The organism is Chitinophaga sp. G7 BAM 1005, from assembly GCF_057126945.1.
Map to the genome: position 1 here is coordinate 5,271,579 of NZ_CP181478.1, position 21,440 is coordinate 5,293,018.

Below are 21,440 nucleotides of genomic sequence, written 5' to 3' on the forward strand. Positions count from 1 at the left end.
TTTTGTCTTACTCAGGGTAGACTGAGTAAGACAAAACTCCGCAACTTTATACTGCTATGTGATACATCATTCCCTTCTTTGTAGCAAAGCGCAATACGCCATCCTTATACTGATGCGGAATCACCACTCCGTTACGATCCTTTACCACAGCCCTTTCCGGCAGCAACACCCTACATTCTGCACCGGTATTGGAGAGCAGGTGGAGTTCCTGCACCGCTTTATTCTTCCAGCTGAAATCCACCACAAAACCATTGATGGCACAAAGTCCCTTTACCTCGCCGGCAGCAAATTCCTCATTGTCCGGCAGGGCCGGCAGCAGGCGGATCACGTTATCGCCGCCATGACTTTGCAGCAACATTTCCGCGATACCGGCAACAGCGCCTAAGTTACCATCAATCTGGAACGGCGGATGTGCGCAGAAAAGGTTAGCATAAGTACCTGCTCCTGATCTCATACTGATTTCGCTGGTAGCAGCGGCTGGCGCCAATAATTCGCGTAACATCGTATAGGCGTGGTTGCCGTTGCCTAAGCGCGCCCAGAAAGCAATTTTCCATGCGCGCGACCACCCGGTGCCGCCATCGCCTCTTCTGAGGAGTGTTTTTTCTGCAGCGGCCGCCAGCTCCGGCGTATCCCACGGCGTAATTTCATCGTAGGGGTATAAGCCATACAATGGTGATACGTGGCGGTGATGCGGGTCGGATTCTTTATAATCCTGCAGCCATTCCTGCACCCCACCCATGCTTGGGCTGATCTGGTTGGGCGCCAGTTTGCCCAGTACCGCCTGGAGTGTGTCTGCCCAGGCTTTATCCGTTTGCAGGATGCGGGCCGCTTCCTGGTTGGCTTTGAGCAGATCCCTTCCGATCTGCATATCCATTGTTGGACCCATACAGGTTTGTCCTTGCTGCCCGTTGGGCAGGATGTACGCATTTTCCGGTGAATTAGAAGGCGCCGTAACCAGCCACTGATGCGATGGTTCGGTGATCAGGATATCTTTATAAAATACAGCGGCGCCTTTCAGGACCGGGTATATTTCTTTCAGGAACTTTTTATCGTTGGTATACTGGTAATGTTTCCAGAGATGAGTGGCTACCCAGGCGCCACCGGTTAGCGTAGAGCCCCAGTCGGCCCCTTCACCTGGAGAAGTAAAGCCCCACGGGTTGTTGATCACATGCGCTACCCAGCCATCTGCATTGTAGTAAGTACGGGCAGTGCGCTGACCGTATTTCGCCATTTGCCCGGCCAGTGTAAACAGTGGCTGGTGGCAGTCCGACAGGTTGGTTACTTCCGCCGGCCAGTAGTTCATCTGTACATTGATGTTGAGATGATAGTCGGCGTTCCACGGCGTTTGGTACTCTTCCGCCCATAGTCCCTGTAAATTGGCCGGCATGCCGCCATTACGGGAGGAGCTGATCAGCAGGTACCGTCCGAAGTTAAAATACAGGGAGGCCAGGGAAGCGTCTTTCTTACCGTCGTGCAGGCGTTGCAGCCGGTCGATGGTAGCGAGTGACTTCACCTCCTCATTGCTGTTATCTGTAAACGATATGCGGCAACGGTTGAAAAACGACGTATAGTCTTTTACGTGTGCCTGCAGCAATGATTGCCACGACGAGGCAGTGACTTTGCTGATGTCTGCCAGTGTTTTCTGCATCGGGGCCGGACCGGGTGTTTCCACCGCCGGCCAATTCATATTGGTACGGGCGGCCACCAGTAATAAACATTCGGTGGCGCCGGCAATGGTGATCTGGTCATTGCTTTGTGTGCGGGTACCACCTTTGGGTATTACTTTCAGTACGGCTGCATACTGAACGCCGGGGTCGTTGTTGCCGCCATTCAGTGTGCCGCTCATTTCCAGGTTGCCGTTTACCAGTTTCAGTGCGGCGCGTTCTTTCCGGTATAACCCCGTGCTGAAAGAGAGGCTGCCGGGCTTGCTGGCAGTGAGTCGTACCACGGCTACCTGTCCGGGGGCGGATACCAGTACTTCTTCCTTAAAAGTAACCCCGTTCTTTTCCCAGCTTACGGCGCTGATGGCGCTATCCAGCCGCAGCTGGCGCTGGTAGTTGCTTACCGCCGACAGGGTGTCTTTCCACTGAATAAAAAGATCGCCCAGGGTTTGATAGCAACCAAACTTTACGTTGGCGCCACCACTGCTTCCCGGACCCTTGCACACAAAATACTGCTGCAACATTTTCTGCGCTTCAATATTTTTTCCTTCCAGTAGTAATGTTCTGATCTGTGGCAGGTAGTTGCCTGCTTCTTTGCTGTCGGCATCCTGTACGCCGCCGGCCCACATCGATATTTCGTTTAATACAATCCGTTCCCTGTTGGTGTTACCAAACACCATAGCACCCATACGCCCGTTTCCCAACGGGGCAGACGCGGTAAAATGCCGGGCCGGTTCACTGAACCGTACCGTTACATCAGATTGCGCCGATAATGTGAGGGCGCCCAATAAAAATGCAGCTTGCAGCGTGGAATATATCTTGCAGTTCATATGCTTCAAGATATATAAAATAGTTATGCAGCGGAAGCCCCCAAGGGGTAATTGCTAATTACAAATTAAGAAATGCGAATTCAGTATCGGTGACGGGCTCATTGCAACCACTTCATGCCTTTCATGCACGCCCGGGCGGTATGATAAGGACGACAGCGGCCATGCGGTTGCAGCTGCCAGGCGTTGATAAAACCAACCAGTGCTTCGGCCTGCGGCCACCAGTGTTTTTCGGTATTCATATGCCGGCGGTAAGTTTCATATTCATACCATAGGCCACCATCTTTGTCAATGTCGCCCTGCAGGATGGCGTTGGTGATCACCAGGGCCAGTTTCCGGTATTGTTCCGTGAGGAGCGGATCACCGGCAATTTCCGCGGCTTCCTGCAGGAGCCGGCTGGCTTCAATATCATGGCCGTAGGATACATTATTCCCTTTTTACCTGCCATTGCTCATCAAAAAATAAATGCAGATGCCCGTTTTTTTTATCGATGATCTTATCATAGAATACCTGCAACAGCCGTTGTATTTGTGTACGTAGTTTTTCATCCGGCCAAACGGTGTACAGGTTGGCATAGGCTTCCACCACATGCAGATGGGTGTTCATGGTTTTCTTTTCATTGGCGTCTTTTGCACTGAGGCGCAGGTCTGCTATTTTCTGCCACTCGCGTGTGAATGCTTCAAAGTAGCCGCCATAAACCGGATCATAGCTGTGCTCCTCTATACTGTTGTACAGGGAGATGGCCGTGGCCAGTACCTCCGGATGTGGCGCCGCTTTGTAGTATTCACTGTAGGCGTAAAGCGCAAATGCAATAGCGTATACCTGTTTCTTTGTTTCCGCCGGCTGGCCGGTATAGTCCACCGTCCAGTATACGCCTCCGTAGGTGTGATCAATAAAGTGCGTATTAAAATACTGATATGCACGATCCGCCATTACAAGGTATGCGGGGTTGCGGGGTGGAATTCTGCCTGAAAAATATTTTATACTGCAATTAGCAAATCTATCTCTATAAAAGACAATTTTTATAATACTTATTTGTCTATTCAGGGTGCTTTGTTATCAGTTGGGGAGATCAGTCTTCCGCAGGGGTGATTTCAAACCTCGCGGCGTAATGTAGTGGCTCCACAGGTCTGCCGGTAAGGGCGCCCCAGGCATAGGTAAAACAGGCGCCGAAATAAAAGATCAGGGAAGAATAAAACATAAACAACAACACCAGCACAGTAGACGCAGAAGCGCCATAAATGCTGTTAATACTGCTATAGGTGAGCATTACCTTTAATACCATTTTCCCGATGTTAAACAGGATACTTGTCACCAGCGCGCCGGTAATCCCTATCCTCCAGCGTGGACGCCCGTCCGGCAGGAAATGGAACACAAGAAAAAACCAGATGGTAACAATGATCACAGAAATAACATAGTTGAGCGTACTGTTATAATAACCAGCCAATGCAGGCAGGTATAAGTCAATATACTTTCCAAGAAAGGTACGTGCAGTTTCCACCACCAGGTCGATAATAAACAGCACACCTGCAAAAACAATCACCAGCACGGCCTTCAGCCGGGACACCATAATTTCCCAAAAACTACTCTTATGGGTTGGTCTTATTTTCCAGAGTTCATTCAGGGAGCCTTTAATAATTTTAAAGAGTGTGGTAGCAACAAACAGCAGGAAGATAAACCCGGCAATAGCGATGATCCAGTTCTGTGCAATACTCCGGAAGGCCTTCAGGGTTTCGAGGATGGCTTCGGTTGTTTCCTTTCCAAACATACCTTCCAACTGTATCATGAGGCGCAGGCCAGGGTGTTGTATCCGGAAAATAATACGCAGCAACTGGATAATAATGATCAGGATAGCGGGCAACGCAAAAGTGGTGAAGAAGGCTGTAGCGCCGGCCATCCGCAGCGGGTCACTGGCCTGCAGCGCCTTATATGCCTCTTTAAAGGAAAGCAGGAAAAGCTGCCAGCGCGGCAATTGTTTTTCTGTTGTAACGGTGTTCATACCTGCACCCAATTTACTGATTAATTTCCGTTGCTGGTCAGCCGGTTGAAATTGCGGAGTACATTATTTAATTTGCCCCGCAATTACCACCTTATGCAAATATTACGCCTTCTTGTCATTTTAACATTTATCAGTTGTGATGTACTTCTTTACAGTGGTTGCCACCAGTAATAAAAAGGTTTTATAGGCGATAATTACAACAACGACGGTGAGCGGATTAATGGCGGAGAAAATTACGGGCTGTTTTAAAAAACTAAAGATAGTAGTTAGCTGACGAGGCGCATTCTGTCAAAGGGCAAGTTCTTCCCGGCCTTCAAAAATATAAAAACGCGGTGTAGTGAGGGCCTTGTTCATGTGGCGGTTCCTGATATGATATTTGCAGAAAATTACTTGTATTAACTTAGTGGGGCTCTTATTCAACAAATAGATCGAACATACTTAATTACTGACTATTGCAGTCTTCTTAACGGTGGGGTTCTGAAAGGTACCCATTCCGCAATTTTCTCAATACTTTTCTCAATAGATTCCAATCGTTGATCAACTAAGTCAAACCGCCGATCAAACCGGGTTTCCATTGCATCAATTCTGAGATCCGTGGTGTCAAGTCGTTTGTCTACTGAGTTAAATCGCTCATTCACTGAGTCAAATCGTCCATCTACTGCATCGAACCTTTTATTCACTACAGCAAATTGTTCATGAATTGCACTAAATTGTTCATGAACTTTATCAAACTTTGACAAAATTGTCTGTAAAGCTTGTGTTTCCATATACTTTATAAAATTTTAATTCGTCAAATTTAATACATATTTAAAGTACACAACACTTTCAAATCAGATATTTTTTATCACATTATTATTTACTAAATCACTCTATCATTCTGATTCAGCTACTATCAAATACCAATGGAAATTTTGTACATTCTCACTTATTAATTAAGCCTCAATTTATCATAAAAAACATGAAAAAGCTAAAAGTATATATTGCCACCAGCCTGGATGGCTACATCGCTGACCGCGATGGGAAAATCGAATGGCTCACCGGTTTCCCAAACCCGGAGAACACGGATTACGGTTATGCTGATTTTCTTGCCACCATCGATACCACGCTGATGGGAAACACTACCTATAAAGATGTGCTGGTACTCAGTGAAACTTTTCCATACCCGGATAAAACAAATTATGTGTTTACAAGAGACAGCACATTGATAGACACACCATTTGTACAATTTATCAGCCGGGATATTACGGAGTTTGTAAGGAATCTTAAACAAGAAAATGGCAAAGATATCTGGCTCATCGGCGGCGGACTGCTGAATGGTGCGCTACTGGAGGCAGACCTCATCGATGAAATGATCATTCATGTGATGCCGGTAGTATTGGGAGAAGGAAGTCCTCTATTTGGCGGTATACCAATGGAAAAAGCATTCCGGTTAACGGATACCACATCTCATCCCAATGGTGTGCTGAAGTTGCACTACGTGATATAACTGATGCGTTATTTCTTCACCATCTGCGCAACTCCACGGCCGAAAGACCAATCCGCCAGATCGTTTTCTACGAAGACGATGATTACGTCATCTACACTCACCGGTGGGGCGGCTGCAATGTGGCCGGCTATTTTCTCATACAACGCCTGTTTCATATCCGCCGTTCTGCCGGCCCTGGCCGCACTGGAAAAGGCAAATCGTACCTGGCAATCAGTGCTCACCAGTAGCAGCGTAGCCGGGATAGCGACTCACGGATATCCTCTTTGACACCATCACAGGTGAATGATATCCGGAAACGAACGAAGAAAAATAAAAAGCCCACCGGAAAACCGGCGGGCATGTGAAGCGGTCTGTTCATCATTCTCTACAGTGTAATCTCCTGTACCGGGGAGAAAAGCAGATCTTCCACACCAGCTATTTTTAAGCCAACCCTCACAAATACAGAAGGTTGTGCCGGCACTACATCCGGTATAGTCAGCTGCAAACTGATATTAGCAGGATCAACAATATCGCCGCCGGCCATGTCGGCTGTTTCAATACTATTACGGCCATCCACAAACTGCGTTTTACACACATACAGGAATACTCGCTCAATATCCCGCGCATTGGCATCTTTAATGATCTTCTCGGCGCTAAAGGTAGCCGTGAGTTTTCTGGCCACCGCCGTAAATTTCGGAGAACGGATCATGTAATAAGGCATTACCTCGATATCCTGGTGCAGGCTACCGGAGATAGTCAGCGGAATGGTATCTGTATTGGTTGTTTTATCAGGAATAGATCTGAAAGGCCCCTGGGCAGCAGGAATCACCAGCTTATAGGCAGCGTTGAACAGCATTGCTGAAAACGAGCCATCCTGGCTAACATTAACGTTGATGGGCGTACGGGTTCCCCATCCGGGTTCCCACAGTTCAAAATACACATCGTTATAACTAACATTTATTGGTTCTCCCTGGTATACCAGTCTCCCGTTGAAAGTACTGGACGGCGCCTTATAGTTATCTTTTTTGCAGGAAGCAAAAAAGACACCTAACGCAATGATTATCGCATACTGAATTTTAGTTCTCATAATAAATCACTTTACTGGTTAGGATTCTTTACTATTTTAGGATTATTATTCCGGATATCATCTCCGATAAATCCGTAATAATTTCCTAAACGGAATAAATGCGCAGAGGTAACCGCTCCGGGTAATACCTGTTTAAATACATACTTACCGTTATTAGCACTTCCCGGATCATATACTTTATAGGGCCACAGGGCAAATACGCGTGTGCTTACTGCGGTTGCACTTCCTGGTGCAGTGGTGAGCGGCGTTTTAGCGCCATTCCATATCTTGTGTGCCAAACGCCAGCGCTTCATATCCCAGAACTCATGTCCTTCAAACGCCAGCTCCACTTTCCTTTCATGTACAATCCGGTCGAAAGTGATTTGTGCGGCTGTCAGCGGAATTTTAAAGCCGGCTCTTTCACGTACTTCATTGATATAGCCGGCTGCCACTCCCGCCTGCCCCAATTCAAACGCAGCTTCCGCAGCGTTTAGCAATACTTCTGCGTAACGGTAACGGATCCACCACACTTCACTCTGCGTACCAATACGGCCGGAGCCAACAGTTGGGTCCATATACTTGCGGATGATGAAGCCGGATTGCGCGCTGAACTCCAGGTTATTTACCGGGCCGTCGAACCCTACCACCTGTACATCCGGGCCGTTCGGCTCCAGCTTTGCCTTTGCTCCGAAATTATCACCGGTAACAATGCTGCCATCTTTCTTAATGTAACCCGCCCAGATATCCACTTTCTTGTCTTTAAATTCAGATCCCGGCAACATAACGGTTGCGGCTAAACGTGGATCCCTGTTGGCAAACAGGTCCATCGGATCGTTGTAATAGATATAGCCGCCGCCATTGGCACTTATGGGCAACGGGGCAAAGGTGTTGTCCAATAACTCGAACGACTGCACGAGATTCAGCGATGGATTGAGGCGGCCACCCTGCTGCTCTTCGGCATTGGAACGGGGCTGGCTCCATAAGGTCCAGGGTTGTACCCTTCCGCTCTGTAGTTTGTAATCCTTTGCAAATATTACTTCCGGATTGGAGCCCTTGTCTATAAACAGGCTGACAAAATTCTGTGTAACATTATCTGAATTCTTTCTATACAAAGAATAACTTCCCGTTGCAATCAGCTCCTGTGCCGCCTGTAAGGCAGTCGTATAATAAGCATTTGCTTTTGAAACAGGAATTCCCACTTCTCCACCGGGCAAAGATACCTGCGGTGTTTCAGCGCCATGTTTCGCAATGGAACCGGCATATAGTGCAGCCCTTGTTTTGGTGGCCAGCGCCAGTCCTACCGTTACACGGGTTTTGCTTACCGGGCTTGCAGGCACATATTTCTTTACAGAATCCATTTCATTGATCACAAAATCGTAGATCTCTGATTCTTTTGCGCGCGGATGTTGCAGATAAACAGGATCATTTTTATAATCATATTCCATTGCCTGCAGGATCAGCGGCACGCCGCCCACCCTTTTTACTTCTTCAAAATATACCACTGCTCTCAGGTAACGCGCTTCTGCTATAAAGCGGTCTTTCACCTCCTGTTTAAGCTTTGTAGAAGTACCGCATTTTTCAATAAAGATATTCAGTTCCCTGATGTAGGCATAGTCCCAATAGGTTACTTCCGCACCTCCGCGAACAATCATACCAGGAAACACGTATGGGTAATCACTCGCGCTATGCCGCCAGTACTGGCCGTTTTCAGAAGCAAAGGCTTCATCGAAGCGGGCAAATTCTCCCCAGTTATCAATGGTCTGTACTACCATCGACGGAATGGTGGAATTGTTCACATCTGTTTGCCTGTCGGGATAACGATCATACAGATCTGCCAGTACCGACAGGATCAGCCCTTCATCATTCCATAACTGATCGTTCTGCAGGATGTTGGAGGGTGGCACATCCAGGAAATCTTTGTCCCTGTTGCAGCCCGTACTTAAAGCGAGTGCGCAAAGACCTATATATAACAAACTTTTTTTCATAACGAATCTTATTAATTACTTAGAAAGTAAAATTCAACCCAATATTAACCAGCTTATTCTGCGGATACTGCAACCCGTTTTCATCAGCTATTTCCGGCTCTATTCCAAGATCTTTTACATTATCTAACGAGAAGAGATTGTAAGTATTTACATATACCCTCACCTTCTTAAACCTGATCCTGTCCAGTATTTGCTGGGGAATGGAATAGCCTATTTCCATTGTTCTCAACCGCAGATAATGCACATTATGCAACCAGAAAGTGGAAGGCTTGTTATAATTACTATGACCACCTTTGTTGAAACGCAACGGAGGGTTTTTACCGGGAATCCATTTGCTGTTCAGATCAAAAGGATCTTCGCGGTGCCAGCGGTCATCGTAGAATTGTTTCAACAGGTTACCGCCATTCTGATAGGGCCATCTCATTTCCCAGTTCTGATTATAGGAGTACATGGAACCACCGGAGAAGTCGGCTGCAAAATCAAAACCATTCCATCTTACGCCAAAGTTCAAACCAAAATTAACCGTAGGGTTACCAGTTGTCTGGTAGCCGATGGGGCGCTGATCGTAGTCATTAATTACGTTATCACCGTTCATATCTTTGTAGATAATATCTCCCGGTAACAAAGTTTTATTGCCTTGTCCATCAACGTTAACAGGGTACTTATTGATTTCTTCCTGCGACTGAAACTGACCGATTGCTTCATATCCCCAGTAGATATTATTCCAGCGATCTTCAATGGAATTTCTGTAGTGATCCCATGAGTTGCCCCAAACCGGTTTATAACTTTCGAGGAACCTGCTGCGGGAGTAAGACACATTACCGCCTATCATGAAATTCACTTTGCCTGCCTGCCCGTTATAGGCAGCAGAAAACTCGCCGCCTCTTTGTGAATCGCTGTTCACGTTTTCATCCGGCAGGTTGTAACCTATTTCACTCGGCACCAGTACATCGTATTTGCGGCCGCGTAAGCCGGAGCGTTTACGGTTAAAGAAATCGAGGGAGCCGGATATTTTCCCGTTCCACAACTGGTAATCCAATCCTATGTCGGCGATCTTACTGGTAAACCAGGAGAGGCGGTCGTTGGGAACGCCTTTATCGCGGGAACCCCTGATAACAGTGCCATCCAGGATTACGGTAGAAGTACCATAGGTGTATCCGGGCAGGTAATCGTAGGCGCCGATACCGATATCATCGTCACCCAGTTCGCCATAGGAAGCCCGTAGTTTTAATTCTGTGAGGATAGAATTTCCGCCCAGCCAGTTCTTAACAAAGGGTTCTTCTGTTATTCTCCATCCTCCGGAGATAGATGGGAAAAAGCCCCATCTTTTATCTGGAGTAAACTTCCAGGAGCCATCATAACGGCCCGCTACTTCGAGGAAATATTTATCGCTGAAGCTATAGTTCAGACGGCCGATATAGCCCACACGCGCTTCCGTCCAGTCGTTATCATTATAGGTATCCATATCGGAAAACTGGATCAGTGGCAGCTCGTTACTTTTGGGTACGGCATGCACCCATACATCCAGTTCCCGGCGCTTGATGCGCTCAGACACCAATGTAGCGCCGATGGTATGTTTACCAAAAGTGTTGTTATAATTGATCTGGGCCTGCAGTACGTTTTCCAATACTTTATGATTGCCCCTTTCCCTCCAGGGATTGGAGCTTCCGCCGGTACGCAGATAAGTATCGGTGGCTTCCTGGTAGGTGTAGGTGTCGTACGTATATTCGTGACCGTTCATCAGCTTGTCGGCGAAATAGTAGGAATACATTCCTTTCAGCGTAAGCCCTTTTATGGGTGTTTCGTAAGTGGCGTTAAAGTTGGTTTGCAGTACGCGCCAGTCTTCCGTCCAGTAGCCGGAGATGTCTTTGGATTGTACCGCCCAGTTCTCTGTGTTATGGCCGATATCATTTGGGTACAGCGGGTTGTCGTTGGCGTAGGGTCTTTCTGTTGGCCTGTTACGGAACAGGGCGAAACGGGGCGCCCAATAATCGTCGCCGCCCGGTACGCCGGGGTTATCGCGTTGCTCAATACGACCGTTGATCTGTACGCCTACTTTCACACGTTTGGCTACTTTGGCATCCACGTTACTCTGGATGTTGGTACGGTTAAAATCAAACTCTCTTCCAAGCACTGATTTCTGATCCAGGCGTGTGAGGGAAAGATAGTAGTTGATATTCTCCGAACCGCCTGTAGCATTTACGTTAATAGAATTCTGCGGAGCGTTTTTCTTGATAATAAAATCGTACCAGTCGAAGCTCTTATATCCTTTTTCTGTTCCCGCTTTCCATTTCTCCAGTTCTTCCCTTGTGATGTCTGTATGTGGGTTTTCGTCGTTCATTTCTGCATCTGCTTTACCCAGCATCCATTCATAGGCGTTTACGGTTTTGGGGAACCTCGACCAGTTCTGCCATCCCGTATAGGCGTCTACGTTAATAGTATTTCCGGCGCCCATTTTACCACGTTTGGTAGTTACCACCACTACCCCGTTGGCAGCCCTTACACCGTAAATGGCGGCAGAGGCGTCTTTGAGTACGGTAATACTTTCAATGTCGTTGGGGGAAATATTATTGAACTGGCCGGCATCTTTCTGTATACCGTCAATTACATACAGGGCATTTCCAAAATTACGGATCTGGATATTGGCGCCGGCGCCTGGCCTGCCGTCGGGCATACGGAAAGATACACCGGGGATTTTACCTGCCAGCGTAGCGCTCACAGTAGAGGCATGAACCCTTTCCAGGTCTTTACTGGTAACCCCCGAGATAGCGCCTGTAATAGACTCCTTCTTCTGTGTACCATACCCTACCACCACTACTTCTCCCAATCCTTTACTATCAGTTTCCAGTTGTACGTTCACTACTTTCTTACCCGACAACGGAACTTCCTGTTTTAAAAATCCTACATAGGAAAACACCAGTACGGCGCCACTTTCAGGAACAGACAGCGAGTAATTTCCGGCGCCATCTGTAGCGGTTCCTTTATTGGTACCTTTTACATTCACTGTTACTCCTACCAGTGGTATTCCTTTATCGTCTGTTACCTTACCGGTAATCACCATATCTGCGGGGGCAGCATGGGCCATCAGGCTGAGGGAAAGCAACAATACCGTGAATAGCCGGCAATAGCCGCCCGGTATCACTTTCCGGATTGAATTGCGGAAACGTAATCGTTTTTTCATAACATGTTTTTGTGTGGTCTTATTAAAATATCAGTCTTACATAACTGCCTGTTTGGTTGATGTCTGCTTGTGCTGTTGTTTACTTCACTACCGGGAATGCTACTATTCTCACTTTCGTGCATCCATAGGGCACCAGGCTTATATTGGTTTCTTTGTCGTTTACTTTTCCTTTATAAATACCATTCCTGTCTGTTACGGGTTGTGGCGCCACGTCATCCACCAGTTTCCACTCAGGGATTTGTTTAGCGGTGGTGGTAAGGGTTACCGGCGCGTGTGCCAGGTTCCATACGAAAGTGTCTGTTACCGGTTTCAGGGCGCTTACCTGCAGGTACTTTGCCGGCTCGCGGATGATTTTTTCAGGCAGCCCATAGTTCCATTCACCCTTAGGATAAACGCTGAAGTAATCGCCTTCCACCTCGTCATGTCCTTTCTCCCATTGCTCTTCTAACCTTAACGCGTATACGATCGGCCCTCTTTCCACGGCGCGTGAATTACGGCCCCAGTTGGAAGTGCGTATCTGCATGGGAAGTTGCAGCACCAGCTGATCATCGTTATTCCAGTTACGGTTTACCGTAATGATCTGACCACCTTTCGCAGTGCGCAATTTTTCGCCATTGAGCAATATGGTTGCTTCATCGCACCAGGCTGGAATACGCAGTTGGAGGGGGAAGGCAACTACCTGTTGCATGCGCATCCGGAAGCGGATTTGTTCTTCAAAAGGATAACCGGTTTCTTCCCGGATAGTAACGGGCGTATTGTTTTTTCCCACTTTGGCAGTTACTTCACTCGGGCTGTACGTAAGTGCAGCAAGACCGTTTCCTGCGGCGCCATACCACAGGTGGGATGCGAACTTTGTCCAACCCTGGTGCATATTGGCCAGGCAGCAGGTATAACCGCTGCGCATGCCCAGTACGTTATTCATTTCCCGGTCGAACGGCAGGGAAAAATTAAATACGCCTCTTTTGATATTCACCTGGTTGGCTACCTGGAAGTATTGTTTGTTGTTATAGTCGTCTGTTGTTTGTGTGGGCAGCGCGTTAAAGGTCATGCGTTCCAATGCTTCCATGTACAGGGGATCACCGGTGATGCCGATAATTTCCTCCAGGGAAAACATGGCTTCCACAACGGCACACAGCTCTGTTCCCTGCGTAGGCGCGTTACCGTGCAGGTCTTCATCTGCAGAGAAGATGCCCATTGGCAAACCGTGAAGGTTCATCAGGTCGGCAAAGCCGGTGTGCAGGTCCTGCAGGTACTTTTTGTTGCCGGTGCGCTGATAGTTCATCACGGGGTCTTTCAGCCCCATGCCTACATTCACGCCGTGGCGACGCATCCAGTGCTGGTCGTTTTGTTGTGCTGCGGCATCTATTACCCAGCTGCGGTTGCCGAGCCAGCTGCTCCAGGTGAATGCCTGTGATTGCAGCAATGTGGCCAGTTCCAGCAGTTGTTTGTCTTTATTGATGCTATACAGCCATTGTGCTACCATTACATTCTCAGCGCCGCGGGAGGTGGCCCATTCCGTCCATTTTCCGAGCGGGCAGGTTTTCAATACCTGCAGCTGGTAGTGAAAGTACCGCGTCATAAAAGGTAAAACACGGGGATCATTTGTGGCCGTATAATATTGTTGCAGTACTTTCAGCATCACCATCTTCGGCCACCAGTCGTCGCCGGCTGCAGCGTTACTAACGCCAATGGCTATATTTTTCTCTCTTTCTGCTTTTGTGAGCGGACCAAAATAACCGGAAGGGCGCTGGTGATCGAGCGTCCAGTTGATATAGCGGAGTACTTTATTCTTCAGTTCTTTGTCGTTGAGCAGGTAAGCCAGCGGTACAGCGCCATCGAGCCAGTAGGGTGTTTCCTCCCAGCCATCGCCTTTTCCACCGAGCCAGCCATTGTCGTTCTTCACTTTATCGTATACTTCATCGAGGTGACCACTGGTGCCGTTACGCATGATCTGCAGCTGGTGCAGCAGCCAGCCCTGCGGCTTTACTGCGCCCAGCGGCAATGCCTGGTAAACGGGCATCACAAAGATATTGTTGTCGGCCCTGGCACCCGGCAGATGCGTTGCATCCGCCGGGATAAGACCAACAAAAAAAACAGAAAGCATCAATAAGCCAAACAACTTTCGCTTTTTCATCATTATGGTTTTATAGTTACCAAAGCCGGGTTATATAATTTCTGATGAATCAGTTTTAGTTTTTCCAGTGGCATCTTCTGCACTTTCCGGTCGTAGGTCATCAGGCCATTTATTTCCACCTCCACATCAGTTGTTTGTGTGTATACGGCAGCTGACAATCCCTGTTTAATCAGTGTTTCCAGCCTATCGGTAAAGCCGCTGTAGCGTTTAAAAAGATCTTCCTCATTTTTGAAGCTCTGGTAACCCCAGTTGTCTTTTTGCTGCCAGACGTGTCCGTTCACCGGGAGACCGAGGCCACCGAATTCACCCAACACGATGGCGCGTTTATCGCCATATATTGCCGGGTCGGGCATCGCGGGCTCCGGGTAGTTATGCAGATCAATAATATGTCCTACCGGGTAGAAATTACCACCGCTGGCAGTGTTCACGAGGCGGGACGGATCTTTCTTCATGGTCCATTCCGCGATTTCTACCGTTTTGAATTGTCCCCATGCTTCGTTGAATGGCGTCCATACTACAATAGAAGGATAGTTGTATAAGTGGTCGATGATAGCGTTCCATTCCTTGCGGTAGTAGCCTTCTGATTCGGCTGAACGATTCTGGTCGGTAGCGCGGTCGATGATACCGGGACGAGGCTCCCAGCCGTTCCCGAGATCGCCGCTTGGCATGTCCTGCCATACCAGCATTCCCAGTTGATCGCAGTAATAGTACCAGCGTGCCGGCTCTACTTTAATATGCTTCCGGATCATGTTAAAGCCCATTGCTTTAGTTTGTACGATATCAAACTTCAGGGCTTCATCTGTAGGGGCGGTGTATAATCCGTCGGGCCACCAGCCCTGATCCAGCGGGCCGTACTGGAATACAAATTTATTGTTCAGCAACATGCGTTCCACACCATTGGCGTCTTTGCCAATGGAAGATTTACGCATGGCGAAATAGCTTTTTACTTCATCTATCACTTTACCTTTTCGTGTAACCGTAAGCGTGAGATTATAGAGGAAAGGACTTTCGGGCGACCATAATTTTGGCGAAGCTATTTTTAGTACGGCATTTTCACCGTTGATCGTGTTCTCTGCTACTTTGGCGCCACCATCGTACGCGGTTACTTTTATTACGTCGCCGGCTTTTATGTTTTCCACATTGGCCGCTACGGTGAGTGTTTCCTGGTCGATGTCGGGTGTTTGTTTGGTTGAGGCGATATAGGTATCCGCTACCGCTTCCACCCAAACCGTTTGCCAGATACCGGTTACCGGTGTATACCAGATCCCTTCGGGACGCTTTACCTGCTTGCCTCTTGGCTGATCGCCGTCGTCGGTTGGGTCCCATACTTTTACTACGATCTCCTGTTTACCTTTTTTCACTAACGAGGTGATATCGAAGGTAAAGGGATCAAAACCGCCTTCGTGGCTGCCGGCTTCTTTGCCATTCACATATACGGTAGTACGCCAGTCGGATGCACCGAAGTGCAGCAGTATCTTTTTGCCCTGCATACCGGAAGGCAGTGTGAGTGTGGTGTTGTACCACAGGGTGCTGTCTTTCCCCACATTGCGGCCTACGCCGGAGAGTGCTGATTCAACAGCAAAAGGTACCAGTATTTTGCCGTCCCAGGTGGCAGGTTGATTTTCCTCTTTTGCTTTGATGGCATAGTTCCACAACCCGTTCAGGTTTTTCCAGTTGCCGCGAACCAGCTGCGGACGCGGATAATCCGGCAATGTAGCTGCCGGAGATACCTGTTCGCTCCAGGAGGAAGCAATCTTTCCTCCCACCATTTTCCAATCCTGTTGTTGTGCTATGGCTGTACTGCTGCCCAATCCAAGTGCCAGTGCAAAAAATAGGTACTTCTTTTTCATATATTTACTTAAAGTGATTTTATTCTCCAGAGGGATTAGTGATCCATGTATTTATTTTCACCGGTTCTCCAAAAAACGGGGTACCGTCTGTGTTCCAGGCGATTTTTTGAATGCGGGGATTACGAAGGTTGCCACATCCCTGTCCGGCTTTTGAGTTGGCGTGATAAATGATCCAGTCTTCTTTTCCGTCGGGTGATTTAAAGAAGCCGTTATGTCCTGGTGCATAGGCGCCATTTTCGGGTTTGCTTCGCAGTACCGGCTCCGGTGATTTGGTCCAGCTTGCGGGCAGCAGCGGATCGGCGCCGGTCTTTAGTTTCATGATGCCGAGTATATAATTTTCTGTCCAGCAACCACACGCGGAAAAAACCAGGAATACCTCTCCTTTAGCATTCCGCAGGATTTCAGGACCTTCATTTATCCCGTTCTGTTCCCACGGATACTGCGGCGCAGCTATCTCTACTTTTGACGAGGCCAGTGTCCACGGATCTTTCATACGGGCTATATACAGGCGTTGCACGGCATCTTTTCCGTTATGCCCGCTCCAGATAAAATAGTTATTGCCTTTATGTTCAAAGAGGGTACCATCAATGGCGAAGTGCTCCGGATGGGCAGGATCGGTGATCTGTCCTTTGTCCGTCCAGCTGCCGGTGGTAGGATCTTCGGCGGTATTTTCCAGTACGAAGGTGTGTTGCGGATGAATGCTATCTGATGATCCGGCGGTATAATACACGTACCATTTCCCATTCAGGCGGTACAGCTCCGGCGCCCAGACATCCCTTGCGTTGGGACCTTTGGCCGGTGGCCTCCAGATAACCGTTTCGGTTGATTGGGCCAGCGCCGACATGTTTTTTGTTTTCCTCATCACCAGGTTATGACCGGTGGTATGCATATAGTAATACATGCCGTTGTGCCTCACCACCCAGGGATCGGGGCCGGAGGCCAGTAAAGGATTCTTGAACATACCCGTAGTATCCGCAGAGGTAGCGCGGCATATCCCACTGATGAACAGAAAAAATACCAGTGAAAGTAGTTGGCTACTTTTCATAACATGGATTTAGAAGATGGCTTATTTAAGTGTATATTTCACGCTTAACACACTTCTCCAAAGAAAGACTATCCTTTGAATACTTGTTTGCCCATTTATCTCATTTTTTCTCGCTTTTGTATCATTTTAGCTTTTGGCCGGACGGTGGTGGGTTTTAGCGGAAAAACCATTAGTTTTAAGTTTTCCACTAAATGAACACATGCCAAAAATCCGCTATTACATCCTGTTCATGTTGCTGCTGCTAAGCGAGGCGCTATATTGCCAGTCGCCCGGTTTTGTACATTACCAGGTAGAGAACGGTTTATCGCACAACGCCGTTATCTGTACGCTGCAGGATAAACAGGGGTTTATGTGGTTTGGAACGCTGTATGGTTTAAACCGGTTCGATGGCTATACCTTCCGCGTATTCCGGCGAACAGAGCAGCCCGGAAGTATCGGCGGCAACTATATCCTTTGCCTGTTCCAGGACGATGATGGTTTGCTATATGTGGGATCGGACAAAGGAGTATTTATATATAACCCGCGTAATGAGCAGTTCCGTGAGCTGAGTAAAAAGACAGCAGGAGAAGTACGGGCCATTACCAAAGACAGGCAGGGAAATATCTGGATTATATCCGCAGGACACCTGTTCCGTTACCAGGCTGCCACCGACCGCCTGACGGAAATTCCCGGCTTTCCGGACGCGTCCTCTATTTGCCTGGATGGTGAAGGGCATCTCTGGTTGTCATCCTCCAGAGGGAATATGGCTGTTTATCACTACGACAAAAACAATTTCACCACCTACTCTCTTTTTTCGCACTCTACCAAACCAAATTCCTACGCTATCCAGAAAATTGTACCGATGGGCGGGGATACTATATGGGCGTGTACCGCAGGGCAGGGCCTAAAACTATTCAACACACGGGCACGTACCTACGAAGATTTCCTTTCCAGGGACACCACCGGCATTGAACTGTATGTGAGGGATTTTATCCGCCGGAACAATGATGAATACTGGATTGCATCGGAATCCGGTATCTATATCTATAACATTAAAAGCGGTAAGATCATCAACCTGAAAAAAAATTATGATGATCCTTACTCTGTTTCTGATAATGCCATTTATAATTTTTGTAAAGATAAAGAAGGCGGTATATGGGTAGGCACTTACTTTGGCGGCGCCAATTATTTCCCGCAGCCATATACTTATTTTGAAAAGTTATTTCCAAAAACAGGTTCCTCTTCTCTCAGTGGTAATGCAGTAAGAGAAATACATCCTGACAAATATGGTCATTTATGGATAGGTACTGAAGATGGCGGGTTGAATAGGTTTACGCCATCGGATGGCAGTTTTTCCGCCATCAAGCCATTGGATAAACATGCGCCGGGTTTATCGCATACCAATCTTCATGGTTTACTGATCACCGGAGATTCTCTCTGGATAGGCACTTTCGAGCATGGATTGGATGTCATGGATATTCCCACCGGGAAATTTATCCGGCACTATGCCCCAGGTGACGGTCCGCATCAGCTCCACAGCGGCTTTATTTATAGTTTGCTGCGCACCAGCAACGATAATATACTGATATGCACTACCTGGGGGTTATATGAGTATATCCGTTCCCGTGATGAATTTAATACTGTAAAAGAAGTACCGCATTATATTTTTTATACGGCTGTTTTTGAAGATAGTGAAGGCACCATATGGTTAGGCACGGTGAGAGACGGACTCTATTTCTATAACCGCCGCACGGGAAAGAAAGGACTCTACCTGCATGATGCAGGCGACAGCACCAGTGTGAGTAACAACCGGGTGAACAGAATTTTTGAAGACAGTCATCATCGTTTATGGCTGGCTACAGATGATGGTCTTTGTTTGTATAACCGGCAACGGAATAATTTCACTACCTACAGAACCCATCATGGTTTCCAGAGCAATATGATGTTCTGTATCCTGGAAGATCAGAGCGACCGCCTGTGGGTGACTACCTCCAAAGGGCTGGCGTGCTTTACACCTGCCACTGAAAATGCGGTGGTATATACCAAAGCCAGTGGATTGTTAAATGATCAGTTTAATTATAATTCTGCTTATAAAGATAGTTGCGGTAATATGTATTTCGGCAGTGTAAAAGGATTGATCCGTTTCAACCCGGAAACGTTTGTGCGTAACAGTTATCTCCCACCGGTATATATTACCGGCTTCCAGGTGTATAATAAAGAAGCAGCCGTAGGCGATATCCTGGAGAAATCTATTTTCCTGACGGATACGATTGTATTATCGCACGACCAGTCGTCATTTAGTATCAACTTTGCCGCGCTGAGTTACACGTCGCCTGAGATGACGGCCTATGCGTATAAAATGGAAGGCCTGGACCGTGACTGGACTTACCTGGAAACCAACCGGAAAGCCTTCTTCACCAGGTTATCTCCCGGTACTTATAAGTTTATGGTGAAGTCGGCCAGCAGCGGAGGCAACTGGAGTATTACACCGCGTGTGCTTACCATTACTATTCTGCCGCCCTTCTGGGCCAGCTACCAGGCATATGCCGCCTACATCATCCTGTTATGCAGCCTGGTGTATTTTATTATCCGGTGGTATCATCAGCGTGCGCAGCAAAAACAAAAACGGCAGCTGGAGCTGTTGGAGCACGAAAAAGAAAAAGAGTTATACCAGGCGAAAATTGAATTCTTTACACATCTCGCGCATGAGATCCGGACACCGCTCACGCTGATCAAGGGACCAATGGAAAAGGTGATCCGTAAATCGGATGAAGTGCCGCTGATCCAGAAGAACCTGCGCATCATGGAACGCAATACCGACCGGCTGCTGGAGCTGACCAACCAGTTGCTCGATTTCCGCAAAACAGAGATCAATGGTTTCAGCCTCAATTTTGTGCGTACCGATATTTCTGAACTGCTGAAAGAAAATCATCTGCGGTTTACGCCAGCTGCAGAGCAGCAGGATATCCGGTTTAAAATAGAGTTATCCAGCCTGCATTTTTTTGCTTATGTAGATGGGGAAGCATTACATAAAATATTGGGCAATCTTATTAACAATGCTATCCGGTATGCGGCAACCAAAGCATCTATACACCTGTTACCTGTTGATGAAAATGATACCACTTTTACTATACTGGTGAAGAATGACGGATACATTATTCCTGCGGAGATGAAAGAGAAAATATTTGAGCCGTTCTTCCGGGCAAAGGCCACCGCCGATAAATCCGGTACCGGTATAGGGTTGTCGTTATCAAGATCATTGACGCTGCTGCACAAAGGCAGCCTGGAGCTGTTATCCACCGGTGGAACACTAAATGTTTTTTCACTTACTTTGCCTGTTCACCAGGAAATAGAGTTTAACCTGAGCAAATGGAAAACAAACCACTGATACTGCTGGTAGATGATAATGAAGAAATCCTTTCTTTCATTGCAGACGACCTGGAAGATAAATATAAAGTGATCACTGCTCGCGACGGGCAGGCAGCCATGCTTTTATTGCAGGAGCAACCCGTGCAACTGGTGATCAGTGATGTGATGATGCCTGTAATGGATGGCTTTGAGCTTTGCCGCATTATTAAGTCTGATTTTGTATCCAGTCATATTCCGGTGATCCTGCTTACAGCACGCAATACGATGCAATCGAAAATAGAAGGACTTGAACTTGGCGCCGATGCTTATATTGAAAAACCATTTTCACCTGAATTCCTGCAGGCGCAAATTGCGAGCCTGCTCAGCAACCGTCATAAAATAAAATCCTACTATGCCAGCACCCCGCTGGTACATCTGCGCAGCATGGCCTATACCAGCGCCGACGAACAGTTTTTAGAGAAACTGAATGACCTGATCAACCAGCATCTCAATAATATTGACCTGGATGTAGAACAGCTGGCAGACTTCATGAACATGAGCCGGCCTACCTTCTACCGAAAAATAAAAGCGATATCAGATCTTACCCCGCATGAACTGATTAATATTGCGCGCCTGAAAAAAGCGGCGTCTTTACTGTCTACCGGATCGTATAAAGTAAATGAAGTGGCCGAGCTTTGCGGTTTTGCCTCCCTGACTAATTTTGGGAAGAATTTCCAGAAGCAGTTCGGGATACTACCATCGAGGTATGTGGCGCAGATACAGGCGGAGAAAGAGCGGTAGCTTCTTTTCCTTTCCCTTCTCCCAAACTTAATCTTGCTTCCCCGCAGGAAAAATAATATATTAGCAATATTCAAAGGTCCGGAAACTGGCATCTGACAC

Annotated in this window: 14 protein-coding genes and 1 pseudogene; 3 read left to right on the forward strand and 12 right to left on the reverse strand. The window is 47.5% G+C overall.

Annotated features, from left to right (window positions below; genetic code table 11):
• Positions 1-46: 46 nt before the first annotated feature.
• The 5 genes and pseudogenes from ACMXI2_RS20875 to ACMXI2_RS20895 form a co-directional block, all read right to left on the reverse strand.
• Entirely contained in the window at positions 47-2,491 is a 2,445-nt protein-coding gene (locus ACMXI2_RS20875) for a glycoside hydrolase family 95 protein (RefSeq protein WP_483778006.1), read from the reverse strand.
• Between the two features lie 98 nt (positions 2,492-2,589).
• Positions 2,590-2,898 (reverse strand): annotated as a pseudogene (locus ACMXI2_RS20880) (hypothetical protein); the annotation flags it as partial.
• A 16-nt stretch (positions 2,899-2,914) separates the two neighbouring features.
• A complete protein-coding gene (locus ACMXI2_RS20885; protein WP_483778007.1) occupies positions 2,915-3,421 on the reverse strand; it encodes an AGE family epimerase/isomerase in 507 nt (168 codons plus the stop codon).
• 139 nt (positions 3,422-3,560) lie between these two features.
• Positions 3,561-4,487 (reverse strand): YihY/virulence factor BrkB family protein, encoded by a 927-nt coding sequence (locus ACMXI2_RS20890; protein WP_483778008.1) that lies wholly within the window; start codon positions 4,485-4,487, stop codon positions 3,561-3,563.
• Positions 4,488-4,936: 449 nt separating this feature from the next.
• Positions 4,937-5,254, reverse strand: a complete 318-nt coding sequence (locus ACMXI2_RS20895) for a hypothetical protein (RefSeq protein WP_483778009.1) — start codon at positions 5,252-5,254, stop codon at positions 4,937-4,939.
• Positions 5,255-5,445: 191 nt separating this feature from the next.
• On the opposite strand from ACMXI2_RS20895, the gene ACMXI2_RS20900 reads away from it, so the two are divergent.
• Positions 5,446-5,973: a dihydrofolate reductase family protein gene (locus tag ACMXI2_RS20900; RefSeq protein ID WP_483778010.1), complete on the forward strand. Its 528-nt coding sequence runs from the start codon at positions 5,446-5,448 to the stop codon at positions 5,971-5,973.
• Positions 5,974-5,981: 8 nt separating this feature from the next.
• Here the strand turns inward: ACMXI2_RS20900 and ACMXI2_RS20905 are convergent, their stop codons facing one another.
• The 7 genes from ACMXI2_RS20905 to ACMXI2_RS20935 form a co-directional block, all read right to left on the reverse strand.
• A complete protein-coding gene (locus ACMXI2_RS20905; protein ID WP_483778011.1) occupies positions 5,982-6,194 on the reverse strand; it encodes a tautomerase family protein in 213 nt (70 codons plus the stop codon).
• A gap of 143 nt (positions 6,195-6,337) precedes the next feature.
• Complete coding sequence (locus tag ACMXI2_RS20910; protein ID WP_483778012.1) at positions 6,338-7,039, reverse strand: DUF3823 domain-containing protein; 702 nt, start codon at positions 7,037-7,039, stop codon at positions 6,338-6,340.
• Positions 7,040-7,050: 11 nt separating this feature from the next.
• Positions 7,051-9,003: a RagB/SusD family nutrient uptake outer membrane protein gene (locus ACMXI2_RS20915; protein WP_483778013.1), complete on the reverse strand. Its 1,953-nt coding sequence runs from the start codon at positions 9,001-9,003 to the stop codon at positions 7,051-7,053.
• A gap of 19 nt (positions 9,004-9,022) precedes the next feature.
• Positions 9,023-12,184: a SusC/RagA family TonB-linked outer membrane protein gene (locus ACMXI2_RS20920; protein ID WP_483778014.1), complete on the reverse strand. Its 3,162-nt coding sequence runs from the start codon at positions 12,182-12,184 to the stop codon at positions 9,023-9,025.
• A gap of 79 nt (positions 12,185-12,263) precedes the next feature.
• Entirely contained in the window at positions 12,264-14,318 is a 2,055-nt protein-coding gene (locus ACMXI2_RS20925; protein ID WP_483778015.1) for a beta-L-arabinofuranosidase domain-containing protein, read from the reverse strand.
• A 2-nt stretch (positions 14,319-14,320) separates the two neighbouring features.
• Positions 14,321-16,168, reverse strand: coding sequence for a glycoside hydrolase family 2 protein (locus ACMXI2_RS20930; RefSeq protein ID WP_483778016.1), 1,848 nt, complete (start codon positions 16,166-16,168; stop codon positions 14,321-14,323).
• A gap of 19 nt (positions 16,169-16,187) precedes the next feature.
• Positions 16,188-17,213, reverse strand: a complete 1,026-nt coding sequence (locus ACMXI2_RS20935) for a glycoside hydrolase family 43 protein (RefSeq protein WP_483778017.1) — start codon at positions 17,211-17,213, stop codon at positions 16,188-16,190.
• A gap of 199 nt (positions 17,214-17,412) precedes the next feature.
• On the opposite strand from ACMXI2_RS20935, the gene ACMXI2_RS20940 reads away from it, so the two are divergent.
• Together ACMXI2_RS20940 and ACMXI2_RS20945 are read left to right on the forward strand one after the other, a co-directional pair.
• Positions 17,413-20,580, forward strand: a complete 3,168-nt coding sequence (locus ACMXI2_RS20940) for a ligand-binding sensor domain-containing protein (protein ID WP_483778018.1) — start codon at positions 17,413-17,415, stop codon at positions 20,578-20,580.
• Positions 20,562-21,341 carry a response regulator gene (locus ACMXI2_RS20945; protein ID WP_079470226.1) on the forward strand — a complete coding sequence of 260 codons (780 nt, stop codon included), beginning with the start codon at positions 20,562-20,564 and terminating at the stop codon, positions 21,339-21,341. The genes ACMXI2_RS20940 and ACMXI2_RS20945 overlap by 19 nt, the downstream gene beginning before the upstream one ends.
• Positions 21,342-21,440: the final 99 nt, after the last annotated feature.

Coding starts and splice junctions, on each gene's coding strand:
- ACMXI2_RS20875 (WP_483778006.1), bottom strand. CDS start 2,491: ATGAACTGCAAGATATATTCCACGCTGCAAGCTGCATTTTTATTGGGC.
- ACMXI2_RS20885 (WP_483778007.1), bottom strand. CDS start 3,421: ATGGCGGATCGTGCATATCAGTATTTTAATACGCACTTTATTGATCAC.
- ACMXI2_RS20890 (WP_483778008.1), bottom strand. CDS start 4,487: ATGAACACCGTTACAACAGAAAAACAATTGCCGCGCTGGCAGCTTTTC.
- ACMXI2_RS20895 (WP_483778009.1), bottom strand. CDS start 5,254: ATGGAAACACAAGCTTTACAGACAATTTTGTCAAAGTTTGATAAAGTT.
- ACMXI2_RS20900 (WP_483778010.1), top strand. CDS start 5,446: ATGAAAAAGCTAAAAGTATATATTGCCACCAGCCTGGATGGCTACATC.
- ACMXI2_RS20910 (WP_483778012.1), bottom strand. CDS start 7,039: ATGAGAACTAAAATTCAGTATGCGATAATCATTGCGTTAGGTGTCTTT.
- ACMXI2_RS20915 (WP_483778013.1), bottom strand. CDS start 9,003: ATGAAAAAAAGTTTGTTATATATAGGTCTTTGCGCACTCGCTTTAAGT.
- ACMXI2_RS20920 (WP_483778014.1), bottom strand. CDS start 12,184: ATGAAAAAACGATTACGTTTCCGCAATTCAATCCGGAAAGTGATACCG.
- ACMXI2_RS20925 (WP_483778015.1), bottom strand. CDS start 14,318: ATGAAAAAGCGAAAGTTGTTTGGCTTATTGATGCTTTCTGTTTTTTTT.
- ACMXI2_RS20930 (WP_483778016.1), bottom strand. CDS start 16,168: ATGAAAAAGAAGTACCTATTTTTTGCACTGGCACTTGGATTGGGCAGC.
- ACMXI2_RS20935 (WP_483778017.1), bottom strand. CDS start 17,213: ATGAAAAGTAGCCAACTACTTTCACTGGTATTTTTTCTGTTCATCAGT.
- ACMXI2_RS20940 (WP_483778018.1), top strand. CDS start 17,413: ATGCCAAAAATCCGCTATTACATCCTGTTCATGTTGCTGCTGCTAAGC.
- ACMXI2_RS20945 (WP_079470226.1), top strand. CDS start 20,562: ATGGAAAACAAACCACTGATACTGCTGGTAGATGATAATGAAGAAATC.